Source organism: Arthrobacter sp. NicSoilB8 (assembly GCF_019977355.1).
GTDB lineage: Bacteria > Actinomycetota > Actinomycetes > Actinomycetales > Micrococcaceae > Arthrobacter.
Window position 1 is genome coordinate 303,257 of the sequence record NZ_AP024655.1, and the last position, 19,826, is coordinate 323,082.

Consider the following 19,826-nt stretch of genomic DNA (forward strand, 5'->3'; position numbering starts at 1 on the left):
GCAGCTGCGGGGCAGCGGACGCGGTTTAGAGGAAGCGGTCGAGCAGGCTTGCCTCGGCCATGCGGCTCAGGCCCTCCCGCACGGTCCTGGCGCGCTGGTCACCGATTCCGTCCACGGTCATGAGGTCATCAATCGTGGCCGCCATCAGGAACTGCAGGCCGCCAAAGTGGTCCACCAGGCGGTCCGCGACGGCCTTCGGCACGGCCTTGAGGCCGGAGAGAAGGCGGTAGCCGCGCGGCTGCACGACGGCGTCGAGGTTGGCTTCGCCGCCGGCGAAGCCGACGATCCCGGCGATCTTGCCGAGGTCGATCAGCTCGGTTGGGCCCAGGCTGACGAGGGCCTTGACGGCATTGTCGATGTCCTCTGCGGTTGCGTTCGGGCCGGAGTAGTCGCGGATGATGACGTCGCTGCCCGGGCCGCGGCCCACGGTGAGCTCGTCCAGCTGCAGCGATAGCAGGCGGCCGTCCTCGCCCAGTTCCAGGACGTACTGGGAGATTTCCTCGGAGATCCTGCGCACCATTTCCTGGCGCTGAAGCGTGACCGCGACGTCGCGGACGGTCACCATGGCCTCGATTTCCAGGGCGGACAGCGAGCTGGTCACCTGGTCCAGGCGCGAGCGGTAGCGTTCCAGGGTTGCCAGGGCCTGGTTGGCGCGGGCGAGGACCTTCTCCGAGCCCTCCAGAACGTGGCGCAGCCCGTTTACGTACAGTGCAATGATCTGCATCGACTGGCTCACCGAAATCACCGGAACACCCGTCTGGATTGCCACGCGTTCTGCGGTGCGGTGCCGGGTGCCCGATTCCTGCGTTTCGATGCTCGAGTCCGGGACGAGCTGAACGGCTGCGCGAAGGATGTTGCTGGCATCCTTGTCGCAGACTATGGCCCCGTCCATCTTGGCCAGTTCCCGCAGCCGGGTGGGGGAGAAATCGATGCCGATCTCGAATCCGCCCGAACAGATGGACTCGATGGTCCTGTCGATGCCCAGCACAATCAGCGCGCCGGTCCGTCCGCGGAGAATCCGCTCCAGGCCGTCGCGGAGGGCGGTGCCCGGTGCCACTCTGGCCAGAGTCGCCTTGAGCGAATCTTCGGGGCTCCGAGCCATAGATTTCCCTTCAAAGGTGCAGGCAGGCGCCTGCAGGTATGCCGGTTTCCAGGGTCCACCGGCAGGATCAAAAGTACTCAGTTCCCCGCTCTCCCCATGATAGGGGTAAAGCAGGCCCACTTCCGCACAGGCAAGCCTTAAAGTGGTCCATTGCGACGTGCCGCGGGGAGCCTCCGGAACGGCCTCCGAGGCTCCTGTCCCGGAGGGCATTTTGGGGCTGTTTCAACGGAAGCCTGCAGGTGTTTCCCGCGGCGCCATGGCCGCGTCCATGGCGGCCGCTTCTGCGGGGTGTGCGGCCTGCGATAAACTTGGATCCTTGGGTGTACCGCGGGTTCTCCGCGCCGTGACCCGTCCACAGCCGCAGCGAAAGTAGCATCGTGTCTCAAGAAGTCCTCAGCCCCGCCCGAGTCCAGGAGATTCACAAGCAGGCGGCCCGGCGCCGGACTTTCGCGGTCATTTCGCACCCCGACGCCGGCAAATCCACCCTGACGGAGGCCCTCGCACTTCACGCGAAGGTGATCGGCACTGCCGGCGCCTCCAGCGGCAAGGCCAACCGCAAGGAGACGGTCTCGGACTGGATGCAGATGGAAAAGGACCGCGGCATCTCCATCAGCTCCGCCGCGCTGCAGTTCGCCTACCGGGACACCGTCATCAACCTCCTGGACACCCCCGGCCACGCGGACTTCTCCGAGGACACCTATCGTGTGCTGGCGGCCGTGGACTGCGCCGTCATGCTGGTCGACGCCGCCAAGGGCCTCGAAACCCAGACCATGAAGCTCTTCGAGGTCTGCAAACAGCGCAACCTGCCTATCATCACCGTCATCAACAAGTGGGACCGGCCGGGCCTGGACGCCTTGGCCCTCATGGACGAGATCACCGAGCGTACCGGGCTGCAGCCGATGCCGCTGACCTGGGCCGTGGGGATCTCGGGCGACTTCCGCGGCGTCTGGGACCTGCGCAATGACCGCTTCGCGCAGTTCAAGCGCAACAACGCCGGCGCCAACATTGCCCTCACGGAGTACTTCACCCCGGACGAGGCCGCGGACAGCCAGGGCGAGGACTGGTCCAACGCCGTGGACGAGGCCGGGCTGGTCATCGAATCCAACCTGGCGTTCGACGTCGAGGCCTTCCACGCCGGCAAGGCGACGCCGATCCTCTTCAGCTCGGCCGCGCTCAACTTCGGTGTGAAGGAAATCCTCGACGCCCTCGTCGACTTCGCCCCGCCCGCTGCCCCGCGGCCCGACGTCGACGGCGATCCCCGCCCAGTTGACGCCCCGTTCGCCGGGTTCGTCTTCAAGGTCCAGGCCGGCATGAACAAGGCGCACCGCGACCACGTTGCCTTCATCCGCGTCTGTTCCGGCATGTTCGAGCGCGGCATGGTGGTCACCCAGGGGCGGACCGGAAAATCCTTCGCCACGAAGTACGCCCAGCAGGTCTTCGGCCGCGAACGCGAGGTGATCGACGAGGCCTTCCCGGGCGATGTGGTGGGCCTCGTGAACGCCTCCTCCCTCCGCGTGGGGGACAGCCTCTTCCTGGACCGGCCCGTGGAGTTCCCCGCGATCCCGCTGTTCGCCCCGGAGCACTTCCAGGTGGCGCGCTCGAAGGACCCAAGCCGGTTCAAGCAGTTCCGCCGCGGCATCGAGCAGCTCGAGCACGAGGGCGTCATTCAGGTGCTCCGCTCCGACATCCGCGGAGACCAGGCGCCCGTTCTTGCCGCCGTCGGCCCGATGCAGTTCGAGGTGGTCGAAGACCGCATGGCCCACGACTTCAGCGCGCCCATGCGGCTGGAGCGCCTGCCGTATTCCATTGCCCGGATCTCGACCGCGGACGCCATGCCGGCGCTGGCCAATGTGCCCGGCGCCGAAGTCCTCCTGCGGTCCGACGGGGAATACCTTGCCCTGTTCAACGATGTCTGGGCACTGCGCCGGATCGAAAAGAACCACCCTGACCTCACCCTGGTCCCGATCGGCACCCACAACCCCGCCAAATAGCGCGAAAGGCTGGCGGGCAGGGCCCCTTCGCGTCTTGCCGAACCCGGTTTCCGCGTTATCATAAGTAACCTTGCTAATAATGCGGGCGCCGGTCAGTTTCCGGCGTTGGACTGATCCGCCCGATTCCAGCGGCGGGCCCCATTAGAGGGACCACGTAGACCTTTGACAACTGTTGACCCCGGGTTCCTGCTCAGCGGGCGCTACCGGATCGAAGAACTCATCGGCCGGGGCAGCCAATCGAGTGTGTACCGTGCCACGGACGAGGTCCTGGGGCGCGACGTGGCAATCAAACTCTTCCGCGACGGTGCTGTGTATGAGATCGCGGCGGACAAGAACGCTGCGGACAAGAATGTGGCGGGCGACAAAGCGGCGGACGACGAGGCAGCGGACTCAGGGCGGCCGCGCCGGCAAAACGACGAAGTGCGGATTCTCGCGGGCATGGCCCACCACGCCCTCGTGACGCTTTTCGATGCCGGCGCGGACCTCAGCGACCCGAACCGCCGGCTCGACTACCTCGTGATGGAACTGGTCCGGGGCCCTGACCTTCGCCGCCGCTCCGCCGAGGGCCCGCTCTCGGCGGCCCACATGGCGCTGATCGGACACGATCTGGCCGACGGACTGGCTCACATCCACCACCACGGCATCATCCACCGGGACGTCAAACCGGCGAACATCCTGCTCGTGGACTACAGCGTTGAGGACCGGCGCCCCCGGGCCAAACTCAGTGACTTCGGCGTGGCCATCACCCTCCGCGAAGGCCACCGCGGGGACCCTGACGACAGCTCCGGCACCCCGGCCTACCTCAGCCCCGAACAGGCCGCGGGCGAACCGGCCGGTCCCGCCAGCGACGTCTATTCGCTGGGGCTGGTTCTGCTGGAAGGCCTCACCGGGCGGAGGGCGTACCCCGGCGCGCCGGTCCAGTCAGCCCTGGCCCGGCTGCTCCACGACCCGGACATCCCCGAAGAGCTCGCGCCCCTGTGGGTGGCCCTGCTGACCTCCATGCTGGACCGGGAGCCGGCGGCCCGCCCGCCGGCCCGCGAGGTGTCGCTGGCCCTGCGCCAGGAAGTCATCAACGGTGCCGGACGCCACCGCCGCAACGCGGCCCCGCTACTGACCGATGAAGAGGGGCGCATGCAGGCCGTCGGGCGGTACGGGATCCTGGACACCCCGGCAGACGGCGCTTTCGACCGTATCGCGGCGCTGGCCGCACGCATGTTCTCGGTGCCCGTGGCGATCGTCAGCGTTGTGGACCATGACCGCATCTGGTTCAAGGCCCATCACGGCACCGACGTCACTGCGATCGGTCGCGACCCCGGGCTGTGCGCCTCCGCCATCATGCAGGGCGATGCCTGGGTAGTCCGGGACGCCACCAAGGATCCTCGGACGCTGTCCAACCCGCTCGTGGCAGGCGAGTTCGGCCTGCAGTTCTACGCCGGAGTCCCGCTGCGCACCCCGGACGGCTACAACTTGGGCACCTTCTGCATCCTGGACCGCGAGCCCCGCGAGTTCAGCGATGAGGACACCTCGGCGCTGGAGGACCTGGCGGCCCTCGTGATGCATGACCTGGAGCTGCGGCTCCACAGCCGGCGGGCGCTCGCCGGGTAAGCGGCGGCTCCCGGCCGGCTCACTGCCGGGCTTCCGGCGGCTCCCGGCCGGCTCATTGCCGGGCTTACCGTCCGGCTCAGCGCTTGGCTTCCCGCCGGCTCACCGCCGGCCGGCGTGCAGGGCCAGTTCAAGTTCGAAGCGCGCCGTCGGGTCCTCGAGGGCGTCGCCGAAGAGTTCGCGCAACTGCGCGGCCCGGTAACCCACGGTCTGCGGGTGGATCCCGAGCTCGGCGGCCACCGGGGCCCGCTGGCCCCAGTGCCGCAGCCAGGAGAGCAGGGTTTCCGCGAGCCGCTCCCGCTGCGCGGGACGGAGCCCTTCCAGCGGAGCAAGCCGGCGGTTGGCGAGCTCGGTGATGGCCGAGGGCTCCGCTCCGAGAATCACCTGGGCCAGGTGCTCGTCGGCCCAGATCGGAGGATCGTCCGGCCCTTCGCGCGGAGGCAGGGCAGCGGCAGCCAGCACGGCGAGCCGCAGCGAATCCGGAACCCTTTCCCAGCCGCCGGCCGGTCCCACGGAGGCGCCGCGCCCTTTCAGGGCGCGGTCCAGGTCCTCCCGGGCGGACTTGGACTTCCGCGCCGGGACCAGGGCAACGACGTCGGTCTCTCGCTCTATCACCAGGGCTCCGGGCCCAAGGCGCAGCCGCAGCCCGGCAGCCCGGTCCAGCGGAAGCGTCACCACCGCCATGCGCTGCGGCAGGGACCAGTCCGCCATCGCCGCCGTCTGGCGCAGGGCCGCCTCGTCGGCCTGGCCGAGCAGGAGCAGGTCCAGCAGCTCTGTGCGCCGGCGGTCCACCGCGCCCGCGCGTTCGGACTGTTCAAAGGCGTAGGCCTCGGCGCTGACTGCCGATAGCTCGTCGATGTACGCGAGGATCGATTCGCCGAGATCCACCACGACGGCCTGGCCCAGATGGTGTTCCACCGAGACCTTGGACATTTCCCGGAATGTCACGCGGGCGCCCATCCGGTAGGCGCTCAGCAGGGCGTCCATGCTCCGGCCCTGCCGGAACTCGCCGCTGCCCAGCCCGGCCACGAGTTCCCGGCTTTCCTCGGACAACGCCGGCAGCCGGGTCCCGGGCAGTTGCAGGAAACGGTCCAGGGCCGCGGCCACGCCCCTTCGCAGGCCCCGGCCGAACCGGCCCTCAATCGGCCTGGCGTACGCCGGAACGAGTTGCGGGACGGCATCGATGATGGCCTCGACAATGCCGGGCATCCTGGGACGCAGCATGTCGCTGACCTCCCGCGGCAGGGCGAGCCAGGGAGGGTCGTAGGCGGGGGCGGGGCCGGCGGGCTCCCGGGCGGGGGTAGTGGTCATGGACAATCCAGGGAGTTGTTGCGGTGGGATAGTTTTCTAGAGTCGATCGTATGCCTTGGGTGAAGAAGTATGGCGCAAACTGACATAAGCTTGATGAATGATCCGGCTCCGTAAGCTGGCGCGCGCCGCATCTCTACTGACCACCCCCCTAGCTCCAGAAGACATTCTGTCGCTGTTCAATCCCGTGTTCTCCGCCCGCCAACTGCGCGGCGTGGTCACCCGGGTGGTTCCAGAAACGGCCGATTCCGCCACCATTTTCTTCCGTCCCGGCCGCGGCTGGCAAGCGCATCTTGCCGGCCAGTGGGCCCGCATCGGCGTCGAGCTCGACGGCGTCCGCCACTGGCGGTCCTATTCGCTCAGTGCCCCCGCCGGGCAGGACCCGGCAATCACGGTTACCGACATGGGCGCCGTCTCCGGGGCCCTCGTGCGCGACACCAAGCCGGGCGACGTCCTGTTCCTCGCGCCTCCGCAGGGCGACTTCGTCCTGCCTGAGCACCCCCGGCCGCTGCTCATGCTCACGGCGGGCAGCGGCATCACCCCGGTGATGTCGATGATCCGCACCCTCGTGCCGCACCGGCCCGACTCCGACGTCGTCCTCATCCACACCGCCCGCACCGCCGCGGACGCCATCTTCCGTGAGGAACTCGCCGAGCTCTCCGACCAGTTCCCCAACTTCCGCGTCACGCACTGGTTCACCGGAGAGCGCGGGCGGCTGGACTTCACCTCTGCCGCGGACCTGGACCGGCTTTGCCCGGACTGGCGCGAGCGCGCCGCCTACGCGTGCGGCCCGGAAGAATTCCTCAACGACACCGAGGCGCTGTGGGAAGCCGAAGCCGTGGACGCCCCGCCGGCCGCGGCGGACAAGCCCGGCACCTTGACCATCGAACGCTTCACCACCAGCCTCGCCGCCGGGGCCGGGCACGACGGCGGACTGGTCACCTTTGAGGCCTCCGACCGCGAGGTCGAGGCCGACGGCGACACCCCGCTGCTCGATGTCGGCGAGGACGCCGGGGTCCTGATGCCCAGCGGCTGCCGCATGGGGATCTGCCACAGCTGCCTCATCCCGCTGCGCGCAGGCCACGTCCGTGACCTTCGCACCGGTGAGGTGCACGGCGAGCCGGGCCAACTAATCCAGACGTGCGTGTCGGCAGCCGCCGGCCCCGTTAACCTCGACCTCTGAGGAGTATCACCGCATGACGATTGTTTCCAACAAGCCGGATCTGTCCGGAGACGACACCCCCGTCGCAGACGGATTAACCGACGGACTAACAGACGGACTAACGGACGGTTCAGCCAACGGCGCCGCCGCTAAGGCAGGCACGGCCGCGAAGAGGCGGCCCGGTGCCCTCGCCGAAACCGGCAGCCCGCTGTTGCGCCCGCCCGCGGCCGCGCACCTCTCCGACGAGCAGGTTGCGGAGCTGGGACGCGAACTCGACGCCATCCGCGACGACATCCTCGGCAAGCGCGGCGCGTCCGACGCCGCCTACATCCGGCGGATGATCAAGATCCAGCGCGGCCTGGAGCTCTCGGGCCGTGCACTGCTCCTGATGGGCCGCAAGAAGCCCGCCTGGATCGCCGGCACCACGCTGCTGAGCTTCGCCAAGATCCTCGAAAACATGGAACTTGGGCACAACATCCTGCACGGCCAGTGGGACTGGATGCGGGACCCGGACATCCACTCCACCACGTGGGAATGGGACTTCGTCACCCCCGCGCGCTCCTGGCAGCACACCCACAACGACCTCCACCACCGCTGGACAAATGTGGTCGGCAAGGACAACGACATCGGATACAACCTGCTGCGGATGGATCCGGAGCAGGAATGGACGCCGTTCAACCTGGGCAACCCGCTCTACAACGCGCTGCTGGCACCGATCTTCGAGTGGGGCATCGCGATCTACGACCTCGAACTCGTGGACTACAAGGAGGGCAGGAAGTCCAAGGAAGCGCTCACCAAGGACCTGAAGGCCCTCGGCCGCAAGGCCCTGAAGCAGTTCACCAAGGACTACGCCGCCACGCCCGCCGTCGCCATGCTGACCGGGTCCGGCAAGCAGGCCCTCTACGGCACCCTGACCGCCAACGCCGTCCGCAATGTGTGGGCGCACGCGGTGATCTTCTGTGGCCACTTCCCCGAAGGCACTGACACTTTCACCGAGGAAATGGTGGAGGGCGAGACCCGCGGCGACTGGTACGTGCGGCAGATGATCGGCTCGGCCAACATCTCCGGCTCCAAGTTCATGCACCTCATGACCGGCAACCTCTCGCACCAGATTGAACACCACCTGTTCCCGGACCTGCCGTCGAACCGCTACGCCGAGGTGGCGCCGAAGGTGCAGGAGATCTGCAAGCGCTACGGACTGCCGTACACCACGGGTCCGCTGCTGAAGCAGGTCGGCTCCACGTGGGCCAAGATCTTCAGGCTGGCCCTGCCGCCCAAGAAGGCCTAGGCCCTCCGGGCCGGGTCCGCCCGGCCGCAACCACGAGGAGGGGCGTCTGCCATCGCGGCAGGCGCCCCTTTTGCGTCGCGCCTTCGCCTTTCCGCCGCGCCGCGGGCTCAGGACTTGCTCGCCACGCCCAGGACGTGGGCCAGCCGCGGGTTGCCGGGGAGAACCGAAAATCCGAAGCGCTCCATGGCCCGCACGGTGAGGCCTGCCCCGGCAATCATGGCGACGGTGTCGCGGTTCGGGTGGCACCCGCCCGCCATCCGGCTCCACAGCGGCGTGACCAGATCTTCGGCGGCGGCGAACACGCGGTGCGCCGAGCGGACGTGTTCATAGAACAGCAGCAAGCCGCCGGGCCGCAGGACCCGGAGCACTTCCGCCAGGGCGACAGACTGGTCAGCCACGCTGCACAGCACCAAGCTGGAGACGACGACGTCGACCGAGGCGTCCGCCGTCGGCACCGATTCCGCCACTCCCTCTTCCACGGTGACAGGCACCGGCGCCGTGCGCGCGGCGGCCAGTGCCAGCCCCCGGAGCGTGGGGTCCGGTTCGAGGGCCAGCACTCCCGTCACCGCGGCAGGGTAGTGCGGGAAGGTGGCCCCGTAGCCCGCCCCGATTTCGACGACGACGCCGTATGCCGCTTCGACGAGGCGCCGGCGGTGCTCCGTTGCGCCGCGGGCATCCATCCGAGGACCCGCGCGGGCATAGGAACTTCCGAACGACGTGTCGTGGCGGTTGGTTCGCGGCATGGGAGCCTCCGGCCGCTCAGCTGACCGCGGCCGGGTTGAGCTTGAGCCTGCGGAGCAGTTGGGCATTCAGTGCAACAACAATGGTCGACGCCGACATCATCACGGCGCCCGCGGCGGGGGAGAGGACGATCCCCGCGAAGGCGAGGACGCCGGCCGCCAGCGGCACCGAGATGACGTTGTACCCGGTGGCCCACACGAGATTTTGCCACATCTTCCGGTAGCTGGCCTTGGACAGATCGAGCATCGACAGCACGGCCCGGGGATCGTTGCCGGCCAGGACCACGCCGGCTGACTCCACTGCCACATCCGTGCCGCCGCCAATCGCGATCCCCACCTCCGCCCGTGCCAGCGCGGGGGAATCGTTGACGCCGTCGCCCACCATGGCCACTTTCAGTCCGCGGCGCTGCAGTTCGGCAACCTTCTTGTCCTTGTCGGCGGGGAGGACCTCGGCGAAGACCTCGTCGATCTTGAGCTCTTCCGCTACTGCCCGGGCCACCTGCCGGGCGTCGCCGGTGATCATGGCCACCTTGATGCCGCGTGCCTGGAGGGCGCTGACGGCCTGGCGGGACTCGGGCCGCACGGCATCCTCGAGGCTGACCGCGCCCACTACGGTGCCGCTGTCCACGACGTGGAGCACAGCGGCGCCGCGTTCCAGCCACGCGCCGGTGGCGACGGCCAGAGCCTGCGGCTCCTGCAAACCGAGCTCGCGGAGCAGTGCCGGGCCGCCGACCTGGACAGTGCGGCCATCGATCGTGGCGCGCACGCCGCGGCCGGTCAGCGAGGTGAACCCCTCCGCCGTCGGGATCTCCAGCCCCCGGCCCCGGGCGGCGGCGACGATCGAGCGGGCCACCGGATGTTCGCTGTCCGCCTCCACGGCGGCGGCAAGCCCCAGAACAGTATTCTGCCCGGAGTCCTGCCCGGCCTCCGTGGCCATGCTCGTGCCGGCGGCCGCGGCGACCGCCCTGAGTTCCGGCTCACCCCTGGTCAGGGTCCCGGTCTTGTCGAACAGCACGACGTCGATAGTCCGCATGCGCTCCAGCGCCATCCGGTTTTTGATCAGGACGCCCGCCCGGGCCGCCCGCTCGGTGGAGATGGCAATGACGAGCGGGATGGCAAGCCCGAGCGCGTGGGGGCAGGCGATCACCAGGACGGTCACCGTGCGGGTGACGGCGTCGGTGACGCTGCCCATCAGAGTCCAGAAGATGAAAGTTAGGACGCCGGTGCCGGCGGCGAAGTAGAAGAGGAACGCCGCGGCCCTGTCGGCGAGGGCCTGGGCCCGGGAGGAAGACGCCTGCGCCTCGGCCACAAGGCGCTGGATGCCGGCCAGGGCGGTGTCCTCGCCGATGGCCGACACCCGCACCCGCACGGAGTTGTCCGTGGCGATCGTACCGGCCACCACAGGGTCGCCGGGTGTTCGCAGGACGGTCTTCGATTCACCGGTGATCATCGATTCGTCGAATTCGGCGTGGCCATCGCTCACCGTACCGTCGGCCGGCATCCGGCCGCCGGGTCGGACCAGGATCGTGTCTCCGGCGCGGAGCTCGGAGACGCTGACAGTCTCCATGCCGGCGTCCGTGACCCGTTCCGCCTCGTCGGGCAGCAGCGCCGCCAGGGCATCCAGTGCGCCTTGGGCAGAGCCGAGGGCGCGCATCTCGATCCAGTGGCCCAGCAGCATGATGGGTACCAGCAGTGCCAGCTCCCACCAGAAGTCGAGGTTGAAGCCGCCGAGGCCCAGGCTGGTCACCCAGGAGGCGACGAATGCGACGCTGATGGCCATGGCGATCAGCAGCATCATGCCCGGTTTGCGGGTCCTCAGTTCGTTGAGGCCGCCCGTGAGAAACGGCCGGCCGCCGTACACGTAGATCGCCGTGCCGAACACGGGCGGAATCCAGGCGGAGCCGGGAAAGGCGGGAGGCTCGTAGCCCAGGAGATCCGCGAACATGGGGCTGAAGAGGAGCACCGGCACGGCCATCGCCAGCGTCAGCCAGAACCTGTCCCTGAACATTGCGACGCTGTGCCCGGCATGCTGGCCGTGGCTGTGCACCATGTGGTCATCTCTCGCCGAAACTGCGGCCGCGGGGGCGGCCGGGTGCGCGGGATGGCTGCCGTGCGGCGCCGCGTGCGGGCTGTGGTGGCCGTTGTGCCGGTCGACGGCCGGGCTGCTGTGCCGGTGTTCCATGGTGTGCTCCTGGAGGATGGTCAATCATGTGTGTACGGCTACCCCTAAGATACCCCCAGGGGGTATTCGGCACAAGAGGTTTTTGATTCAGCGGACCTCGAGGACGCCCATCATTCCAAGGTCCTCGTGGTCCAGGATGTGGCAGTGGTAAGCGGACTTTCCGGTGAAGTCCTTGAAGGCGACTCGGACGGTCACCCGTCCGTTCGCCGGCACATTGACCACGTCCTGCCAAGCCGGTAAAGCGGGGCTATCGCCATTGACCGAGACCAGCTGCATGGGCCAGACGTGCAGGTGGAACGGGTGGTCCATGGGACTGGTATTGATCACAGTCCACTCCTCCACACTGCCGGCCGCCACTGTGGTGTCGGTCCTGGCCGCGTCGAATTCCCGCCCGTTGATGGTGAAAGCCATCATCCCGGCGCCGGCTCCGCCCATCGCGCCCGGGCTCATGCCGGCCGCCAGCAGAAACTGCCGGCGCGCGGCGACGGTGACCCGGCGCAGGTCTGCAGGGGCCGGGAGGGATGGCAGCGCGGCCGGGCCGGCGGCGGGTTCACCCGAAACCTGGAGGGTCGCCAGGGCGACGCCCCGGCGAGGGCCCGTCGTGTCCCCGCCGGCGGGACCCCGGCCCATCATCCCGGGCATGCTGCCGCGGTCATAGTAGGCGGCCCGGAGAACTGACTCGCCCGCTACCGTGGTTACCAGGAGGTCTGCCCGGTTCCCCGGGGCCAGGAGCACCTCGTGCACAGGTGCCGGGGACTGGAAGCGCCCGGAGTCGATCGCGAGCAGCTGCGTGCTCTGCCCGTCCAATTGCAGCCGGAGGTAGCGGGCCACGCAGGCGTTGACCATCCGCCACCTTTCCCGCTGGCCGGGAAGGGCGCTGATCAGGGGGTTGCTTTGGCCGTTGACGAGTACCAGGCCGCCTTCCCGGCCGGCCATGCGCTCCGCCGGCGGAACGCCCCGGACGTTTCCGGCGGGGTCCAGGTCCGTGTCGGACACCACCAGTACGCGATCCATGGCGGCCGGAAGGGGGTCGGCATCCTCGACCACGATGGCGCCGAAGAGGCCGCCGAAGATCTGGTCCGCGACCATCCCGTGATGGTGGGGGTGGTACCAGTAGACGCCGGGCGGGTGGTCCGCCGGCAGCCGGTATTCGTAGTCAAAGCTGGCGCCGGGCTCCACCGCGACAAACACGTTGTCACCGTTTCCCTGCGGTGACACGTGGAGCCCGTGCACATGGAGGTTGGTGGGTTCGGCCAGGCGGTTCCGCAGCCGGATGCGGAGAACGTCGCCGGCGCGCAGGCGCAGCGTGGGGCCGGGACTGCCTCCGTTGTAGCCCAGAGCCGTAGCCGGCCGGCCGGCGAGTTGCATCGGGCCCCGGGCCGCCTCCAACTCGAGCGCCAGGGTGCCGCCGGCGCTGCGCAGCTCGGCCGGGTGAGTCAGTGCGGCCCCCGTGACGGGCGGGGTGCGGGACGTCAGCGTCCAGGCGAGCCCCGCGGCGCCCACCGCGGTTCCGGCCACGCCAAGGCCGCCAAGAAGGAGCGCGTTGCGGCGGCTAAGGGGCTGCACTAGGGCTCCTCGCCGAGCACCTTCAGATTCTCCCGGTACTGCTCGACGGTGAGCTCGCCCCGCGCAAAGCGTTCGTCAAGGATCATGCGGGCCTGGGACCGTCCGGGAGGAGAAATCGGCGGAGCATTCGGCGAAGACGGCGGGGGAGGAGGGAAAGAGCCGGCAGGAGTGCCCTGCCCGGGCGGCGGATACTGCCCCTGAGGCCCCGGGCCGGGCAGATGGCCGCGGCCCGGGCCGTCATGGCTGATGCCGCCGGTCAGGAGCCGGATCGCCAGGATGACCAGAACCACAATCCCGGCCAGCAGGAACACGCCCCAGAGCCACATCCAGCCGAACTCGTAGCCGTAACCCCACATCATGTCGCACCCCTTCGCCGTGGCCGCCGTGGCCGCCGTGGACGCCGTGGCCGATGCGGGCCGGCCGGCTCGGCCGGGTCGCGTCGGTCGCAGGGCCGGTGAGATCCGTCGCCCGCATCCCCGCGGCCACCATCCCATCGTGCGTCCGCCGCGACGGCCGGGGTAGGGTCCTAAGTCGCCTCTCTGCCTGCCGCATGTGTGCCCCCGGCGGGGCCAAGTTTGGCAACGGCCTGGCGGCTCAGCTGATGAGCAGCCCTAATGCCTCAGTCAGGTGGCCGACCTCCCGGACGGAGAAGCCTGCCGGAACCGGGCCGTGCCCGTTGGCGCTGGCCGGGACCACGGCGTGGGTGAAGCCGAGCCGGTGCGCCTCCTGGATGCGCTGGTTGATGCCGGGCACCGGACGGACTTCACCCGCCAGGCCCACCTCGCCGAAGGCGATCAGCCGCTCCGGGAGCGGTTTCCTCGCCTTCGCGGAAGCAACGGCCAGGGCCACAGCCAGGTCCGTGGCCGGTTCGCTGAGCTTGACCCCGCCGACCGTTGCCACATAGGAGTCGTCCTTGTTCAGCAGGGTGCCGGCGCGCTGCTGCAGGACAGCCAGCAGCATCGCCACCCGCGAACTGTCCAGCCCGCTCGTGGCCCGGCGGGGCTGCGAGCTGGCGCTCTCGGCGAGCAGCGCCTGGACCTCGGCAAGCAGCGGCCGGCGGCCCTCCAATGTGACTGTGATGCAGGTTCCGGAGACCGGCTCCTTGGTCCGGGAGACGAACAGCCCGCTGGGATCGGCGAGGCCGGTGATGCCGTCCTCATTCAAGTCGAAGCAGCCGACGTCGTCGGTGGGTCCGTAGCGGTTCTTGACGGCGCGCAGCAGCCGAAGCCTCGAGTGCCGTTCGCCCTCGAACTGGCAGACGACATCCACGAGGTGTTCCAGCAGGCGGGGCCCGGCGATCGAGCCGTCCTTGGTCACGTGCCCCACCAGCAGCGTGGTCATGTTGCGGCGCTTGGCCGCGGCGATCAGGGAGGCCGCAACCTCGCGCACCTGGGACACCCCGCCGGCGCTGCCTTCGACGTCGGCGCTGCTCAGGGTCTGGACGGAGTCCACGATTAGCAGCCGCGGTTCAAGCTTCTCGACCTGCCCCAGCGCCTGCCCGAGGTCCGTTTCGGCCGAGAGGTACAGGGATTCGGCCACGGCATCGATCCGGTCCGCGCGGAGCTTGACCTGGGCGGCGGATTCCTCGCCGGTGATGTACAGGACATCCTGCGCGGTGCGGGCGAATTTGGCCGCGACGTCCAGCAGCAGCGTGGACTTGCCCACCCCGGGCTCGCCGGCGAGGAGGATCACGGCGCCGGGCACCAGGCCGCCGCCGAGCACGCGGTCGAGTTCGTCCACGCCGGTGGGCAGGAACGCCGCCGTGGTGGCATCGATCTCGGCGATCCGGCGGGCCGGTTCGAGGACCATGGTGGCCGCCGTCGTCCGCGCTACGGCGTTGCCGGTCTCCTCAACACTGCCCCAGGCCTGGCACTCGCCGCAGCGGCCCACCCACTTGGCCGTCGTCCAGCCGCATTCCGCGCATTTATAGCCGGGTGCCTTCGGCCCCCGGGAAGTCTTCGTAGCCATTGGTCCACACTATCTGGGGGCACCGACAAACACGTCCACCAGAGCGGGACCGGGATGGCCGGCGCCTAGAGAGGGGGAAGGATGTCCCGGGCTTCCCCGGAGTCCACGCCGGCGGCCTCGAGCAGGTCCACCATCAGCGGGCGGAACAGCATGACCACCGTTTCGCCCTCAAGCCGGTGGACGTCGAGCATCCGGGGATGCAGGCGGCCGGCGATCTCCCGCAGCTCGGAACGGGCGGTCCGCAGGTGGGCGCGGCGCGCGCCGTCGTGCACCTCCGCCAGGCCCAGCGAGAGCTCGTCGACGGCCGCGGCGGTCTCCTGCAGGACCTCGGCGATGTTCTGGGTGGCCTCGTCCGAGAGCGCTGCATGGTTGATGGCGCTGGTCAGGCGGCGGGCGAAGACCCGGCTGTTACGCAGCGCGAGGTCGATATAGTCCAGCGACTGCTCCATCTGGTCCAGCTCATCCCGGTGGCGCCGGTAGGCGGGGGCCAGGGTGGCCACCTCGCCGGAGGAACGCAGGGACTGGCGCATGGCGTCGACGAGGGGCTGGCAGTTCCGCCCGCGGATGAGCGCATGCCATGCCTGGGTGGAATCGCTGTAGCTCAGCGCCGAGGCGCATTCCCGCAGCACTTCGGCGAGCTCGTGGAGGAGCTTCTTGACGTCGTTGCGGGGTTCGCGGCGGGGGTCCTTGGGCACCAGGATGGTCACCAGGAGCGCGAACACCCCGCCCACCACGGCGTCGATGCTGCGCGTGAACGGCCCGCCGGCCGGCGCGGGCAGGAGCACCACGAGCACCGATTGCAGGCCCAGCTGGGTGGTGAAGATGGTCCCGCTGTCCAGGAACCGGGCCAGCAGGATGGAAAACAAGAGAACGACGGCGGCCTGCCAGATCCCGGAGCCCAGCCAGTGCAGCAGGAGGTCCCCGACCACGATTCCGATCGTGCAGCCCAGGCCCACCTCGATGACGCGCCGCAACCTGGGGTCGCGGGAAAAGCCGAGGGCAATCAGCGAGGACGTGGCGGCAAACAACGGCCCGGAATGCCCCAGGACATATTCGGCGAACGCGTAGGCGCTCACGGCGCAAGCCGTCATCTGGACGGCCGGGACCAGGGAGTTCCGGCTCCGGACAAACCCGGTGCGCACGCGGCCGCGCAGGAATCGTGCGCTTGCGGAAAGTCCAGTCGCGGAGGCCATGTCCTCCAGTCTATTTGCAGCCCCGGGCCCGGCCGTTCACGGCAGGACGCAGCGTGGCCGGAACGGCGGGACCTTCATCACGCGCCTGCGCCCGGGGCCGTCCATCGCACGCTGCGCCGATACGACTGTGACGCACAGAACACAATGGCCACCCGGCAGATGTAAGCCAATAGTCCGGCGTCGTTAACCGGCCGTTCACCTTGGACCGCAATTCTCTTCACTTGGGCCACCTACCTTCAGTAAAGGTACAAACCGTACGCATCCCTGCTGGCCTTCTCCGGCCCGGCACGCACAGCCCTGAAAGGGGTACATCTAAGTGAAGGCACTCCGCTTCGGCCGCAACGCGGCTATCGCAGTTATCGCCGCCGGCGCACTCGCGCTGACCGCTTGCGGTTCGGACAACGCAACCAACACGGCCACTTCCGCCGCGCCGTCCGCCTCGGGTCCCAAGGTCACCGGCACCCTGACCGGCATCGGTTCTTCCGCCCAGGGCGCAGCCATGGATGCCTGGAAGACCAACTTCGCTTCCGCGAACCAGGGTGCCACTGTGCAGTACTCCCCGGACGGTTCGGGCGCCGGACGCAAGGCGATCCTCGACGGCTCGGCTCAGTTCGCCGGCTCCGACGCCTACCTCAAGGATGAAGAGCTCGCCAGCTCCAAGGACAAGTGCGGTCCCGACGGCGCCCTCGACATCCCGGTCTATATTTCCCCGATCGCCGTGGCTTTCAACGTGCCCGGCATCACGGACCTCAAGCTCGACGCTCCGACCGTTGCCAAGATCTTCCGCGGCCAGGTCGCGAACTGGAACGACCCCGCCATCGCGGCCCTGAACCCGGGCGTCCAGCTGCCGGACCTCAAGGTCACCCCGGTGAACCGCTCGGATGACTCCGGCACCACCACGAACTTCACCGACTACCTGTCCGCGGTCGCGCCCGAGGTCTGGACCGACAAGGCAGCCGGCGTCTGGCCCGCGAGCCTGAAGGGCGAGAACGCCAAGGGCACCTCCGGCGTCGTCAAGACCGTCACCGACACCCCCGGCGCCGTGACCTACGCCGATGACTCCGCCGTGAGCGGCAAGCTCGGCACCGCCCAGATCAAGGTTGGCGACTCCTTCACGAAGATCTCAGCTGAGGCCGCTTCCAAGGCTGTCGACGCCGGCAAGCCGGTCGAGGGCCGCAACGCCAACGACCTCGCCATCAAGCTGGACCGCACCACCACGGTTGCGGGCGCCTACCCGATCGTCCTGGTGTCCTACCACATCGTCTGCACCAGCTATGACACGCAGGCCACCGCTGACCTGGTCAAGGCCTTTGTCAGCTACGCAGCGTCCGACGCCGGCCAGAAGGCCGCCGCCGATGCCGCTAAGTCGGCGCCGCTGTCCGCGGCTCTCCAGGCCAAGGTAAAGACCGCCCTCGAGGCCGTCAAGGGCAAGGCCTAGGGATACGCTGCGCCACGAGGCATAGTGGAAACACCAGCCTGACGAAGGTTCCCTGTTCCGAAACGGCCCCCACCGGGGGCCGCCACGGAGCAGGGAACCGACGCGTTTGTTCCAAGCATCAAGACTTGCCGGACGCGGGCCGCGGAGGCGTCCGCAGCCGGTGTTCGAATCCCCACCCAAACCGAAGGACCGTGAAGTGACCACCACCTCCCTGACCTCGTCCCGGGACGCAGGCCGCGCCGGAGACAAAGTCTTCTCTGCAGCCACCCTGGCCGCAGGGTGCCTGATCCTTGCCGTGCTCTTCGGTGTGGCGCTGTTCCTCATCGTCCAGTCCCTCCCGGCACTCACGGCCGCGCCGGAGAAGATCCAGGGCGGCGAAGGATTCTTCGCCTACATCTGGCCGCTCGTCATCGGCACGCTCATTGCCGCCGTGATCGCCTTGGTGATTGCCACCCCGCTCGCTATCGGCGTTGCGCTGTTCATCTCGCACTACGCGCCGCGAAAGCTCGCCTCGGGCCTCGGCTACGTAGTCGACCTGCTCGCCGCCATTCCCTCCGTGGTCTATGGCGCCTGGGGGGTCGCGTTCCTCGCCAAGGAAATCTCCCCGGCCTACGACTGGCTGGCCAAAAACATGGGCTGGCTGCCGATCTTCCAGGGCCCGGCGTCGGCCACCGGCAAGACCATCCTCACGGCCGGGATCGTGCTGGCCGTCATGGTGCTGCCGATCATCACCTCCCTGAGCCGCGAGATTTTCCTGCAGACCCCCAAGCTGCACGAAGAGGCCGCGCTGGCGCTCGGTGCCACCCGCTGGGAAATGATCCGGACGGCCGTGCTGCCGTTTGGCCGTCCCGGAATCGTCAGCGCCGTGATGCTGGGCCTGGGCCGCGCGCTCGGCGAGACCATGGCCGTTGCGCTGGTCCTTTCCTCCGGCGCCTTGACCGCCAGCCTCATCCAGTCCGGCAACCAGACCATCGCCGCCGAAATCGCCCTGAACTTCCCCGAGGCCAGCGGCCTGAAGGTCAGCACCTTGATTGCCGCCGGCCTGGTGCTGTTCGTCATCACCCTGTGCGTTAACATGATCGCCCGCTGGATCATCACCCGGCACAAAGAATTCTCGGGAGCCAACTAAATGACCTCCACCCTGACCCCGGTCCGGAAGCGATCGGCCCTCACCAAGGGCCAGTTGCCCAAGGCCGCTCCCTACATCGTCCTCGCCGTTGCGGTGGTCCTCGGAGCCGCGATCCTGGCGCTGATCGGCTTCAATGCCTTCGGCTGGGGACTCGTTTCCGCCATTCTCTTCGCCGCCGGGCTGGTCGGCTGGAGCCTCGTCGTTGAAGGCTCCAGGAAGGCCAAGGACAAGTTGGCGACGTGCCTCGTCGTGGGATCCTTCCTGATCGCGCTGCTGCCCCTGGTGTCGGTGATTTGGACCGTGCTGGTGAACGGGCTCCCCGGGCTGCTGGACCCCGGCTTCCTCACCACCTCCATGAACGGCGTCACCGGCGCCTTCGACAACAAGACGGTCGAGGAAGGCGCCCCCTTGCTGGGCGGGATCTACCACGCGATCATGGGCACGCTGCTGATCACGGTGCTGGCAACCCTCATCTCGGTCCCGGTGGGTCTGATGACGGCGATTTACCTCGTGGAATACGGCGAGGACCGCGCCCTGGCCCGCGCCATCACCTTCTTCGTGGACGTCATGACCGGCATCCCCTCGATCGTCGCGGGCCTGTTCGCCGCGGCCGCCTTCTTTGCGATTGTCGGGCCGGGCACCAAGACCGGCGCCGTTGCCGCCGTCGCGCTGTCCGTGCTGATGATCCCCGTGGTGGTCCGCTCCAGCGAGGAAATGCTCAAAATCGTGCCCAACGAACTCCGGGAGGCCGCCTACGCCCTCGGCGTCCGCAAGTGGCGCACCATCCTCAAAGTCGTCCTTCCGACGGCGATCTCCGGCATCGCGTCCGGCATCACCCTGGCGATCGCCCGCGTGATCGGCGAGACGGCGCCGATCCTGGTCACCGCCGGGTTCGCGACCACCATCAACACCAACGTGTTCAGCGGCTGGATGGCCTCGCTGCCCACGTTCATCTACACCCAGATCCTGAACCCCACTTCGCCATCCAACCCGGACCCGTCCTCCCAGCGGGCCTGGGGCGCGGCCCTGGTGCTAATCATCCTGGTGATGCTCCTGAACCTCCTGGCCCGCCTGGTTGCCCGCATGTTCGCCCCCAAGGCCGGCCGCTAGGCCGCCGCCGCGCCCGCCGTTCATACCTCCAGCAAGTGAAGGAACAC

Annotated in this window: 15 protein-coding genes; 7 read left to right on the forward strand and 8 right to left on the reverse strand. The window is 68.6% G+C overall.

The window, feature by feature from the left end:
- Positions 1-25: 25 nt before the first annotated feature.
- A complete protein-coding gene (gene disA, locus LDO15_RS01420) occupies positions 26-1,102 on the reverse strand; it encodes a DNA integrity scanning diadenylate cyclase DisA (RefSeq protein WP_223983233.1) in 1,077 nt (358 codons plus the stop codon).
- Between the two features lie 377 nt (positions 1,103-1,479).
- Here disA and LDO15_RS01425 point away from each other — a divergent pair, with 377 nt between their 5' ends.
- Both LDO15_RS01425 and LDO15_RS01430 read left to right on the forward strand, forming a co-directional pair.
- A complete protein-coding gene (locus LDO15_RS01425) occupies positions 1,480-3,093 on the forward strand; it encodes a peptide chain release factor 3 (RefSeq protein ID WP_223983237.1) in 1,614 nt (537 codons plus the stop codon).
- 162 nt (positions 3,094-3,255) lie between these two features.
- Positions 3,256-4,698 (forward strand): GAF domain-containing serine/threonine-protein kinase, encoded by a 1,443-nt coding sequence (locus tag LDO15_RS01430; protein ID WP_223983239.1) that lies wholly within the window; start codon positions 3,256-3,258, stop codon positions 4,696-4,698.
- Between the two features lie 99 nt (positions 4,699-4,797).
- On the opposite strand, the gene LDO15_RS01435 is transcribed toward LDO15_RS01430, so the two are convergent.
- Positions 4,798-6,006 carry a helix-turn-helix domain-containing protein gene (locus LDO15_RS01435; protein ID WP_223983241.1) on the reverse strand — a complete coding sequence of 403 codons (1,209 nt, stop codon included), beginning with the start codon at positions 6,004-6,006 and terminating at the stop codon, positions 4,798-4,800.
- A 97-nt stretch (positions 6,007-6,103) separates the two neighbouring features.
- Here LDO15_RS01435 and LDO15_RS01440 point away from each other — a divergent pair, with 97 nt between their 5' ends.
- Both LDO15_RS01440 and LDO15_RS01445 read left to right on the forward strand, forming a co-directional pair.
- Positions 6,104-7,186, forward strand: coding sequence for a ferredoxin reductase (locus LDO15_RS01440; RefSeq protein ID WP_223983243.1), 1,083 nt, complete (start codon positions 6,104-6,106; stop codon positions 7,184-7,186).
- 13 nt (positions 7,187-7,199) lie between these two features.
- Positions 7,200-8,453 (forward strand): acyl-CoA desaturase, encoded by a 1,254-nt coding sequence (locus LDO15_RS01445; protein WP_223983245.1) that lies wholly within the window; start codon positions 7,200-7,202, stop codon positions 8,451-8,453.
- A gap of 107 nt (positions 8,454-8,560) precedes the next feature.
- On the opposite strand, the gene LDO15_RS01450 is transcribed toward LDO15_RS01445, so the two are convergent.
- From LDO15_RS01450 to LDO15_RS01475, 6 genes are all read right to left on the reverse strand, one after another.
- Positions 8,561-9,196 carry a methyltransferase domain-containing protein gene (locus tag LDO15_RS01450; RefSeq protein WP_223983247.1) on the reverse strand — a complete coding sequence of 212 codons (636 nt, stop codon included), beginning with the start codon at positions 9,194-9,196 and terminating at the stop codon, positions 8,561-8,563.
- A 16-nt stretch (positions 9,197-9,212) separates the two neighbouring features.
- Positions 9,213-11,375, reverse strand: a complete 2,163-nt coding sequence (locus LDO15_RS01455; RefSeq protein WP_223983249.1) for a copper-translocating P-type ATPase — start codon at positions 11,373-11,375, stop codon at positions 9,213-9,215.
- Positions 11,376-11,462: 87 nt separating this feature from the next.
- Positions 11,463-12,941 carry a multicopper oxidase family protein gene (locus LDO15_RS01460; RefSeq protein WP_223983251.1) on the reverse strand — a complete coding sequence of 493 codons (1,479 nt, stop codon included), beginning with the start codon at positions 12,939-12,941 and terminating at the stop codon, positions 11,463-11,465.
- Complete coding sequence (locus LDO15_RS01465; protein ID WP_223983254.1) at positions 12,941-13,300, reverse strand: SHOCT domain-containing protein; 360 nt, start codon at positions 13,298-13,300, stop codon at positions 12,941-12,943. Before LDO15_RS01465 ends, LDO15_RS01460 begins: the two co-directional genes overlap by 1 nt.
- Positions 13,301-13,535: 235 nt before the next feature.
- The gene (gene radA / locus LDO15_RS01470; RefSeq protein ID WP_223983257.1) at positions 13,536-14,909 is read right to left on the reverse strand and encodes a DNA repair protein RadA; all 1,374 of its coding nucleotides are present in this window, start codon (positions 14,907-14,909) and stop codon (positions 13,536-13,538) included.
- 65 nt (positions 14,910-14,974) lie between these two features.
- Positions 14,975-16,102: an FUSC family protein gene (locus LDO15_RS01475; RefSeq protein WP_223983260.1), complete on the reverse strand. Its 1,128-nt coding sequence runs from the start codon at positions 16,100-16,102 to the stop codon at positions 14,975-14,977.
- A 316-nt stretch (positions 16,103-16,418) separates the two neighbouring features.
- On the opposite strand from LDO15_RS01475, the gene pstS reads away from it, so the two are divergent.
- The 3 genes from pstS (at position 16,419) to pstA (ending at position 19,779) form a co-directional block, all read left to right on the forward strand.
- Positions 16,419-17,540, forward strand: a complete 1,122-nt coding sequence (gene pstS / locus LDO15_RS01480) for a phosphate ABC transporter substrate-binding protein PstS (RefSeq protein ID WP_223983263.1) — start codon at positions 16,419-16,421, stop codon at positions 17,538-17,540.
- Positions 17,541-17,736: 196 nt separating this feature from the next.
- On the forward strand, positions 17,737-18,669 hold the full coding sequence (pstC, locus tag LDO15_RS01485; RefSeq protein ID WP_223983265.1) for a phosphate ABC transporter permease subunit PstC: 933 nt from the start codon (positions 17,737-17,739) through the stop codon (positions 18,667-18,669).
- Complete coding sequence (gene pstA / locus LDO15_RS01490) at positions 18,670-19,779, forward strand: phosphate ABC transporter permease PstA (RefSeq protein ID WP_223983267.1); 1,110 nt, start codon at positions 18,670-18,672, stop codon at positions 19,777-19,779. It abuts the gene before it with no gap.
- The last annotated feature ends 47 nt before the right edge of the window (positions 19,780-19,826 follow it).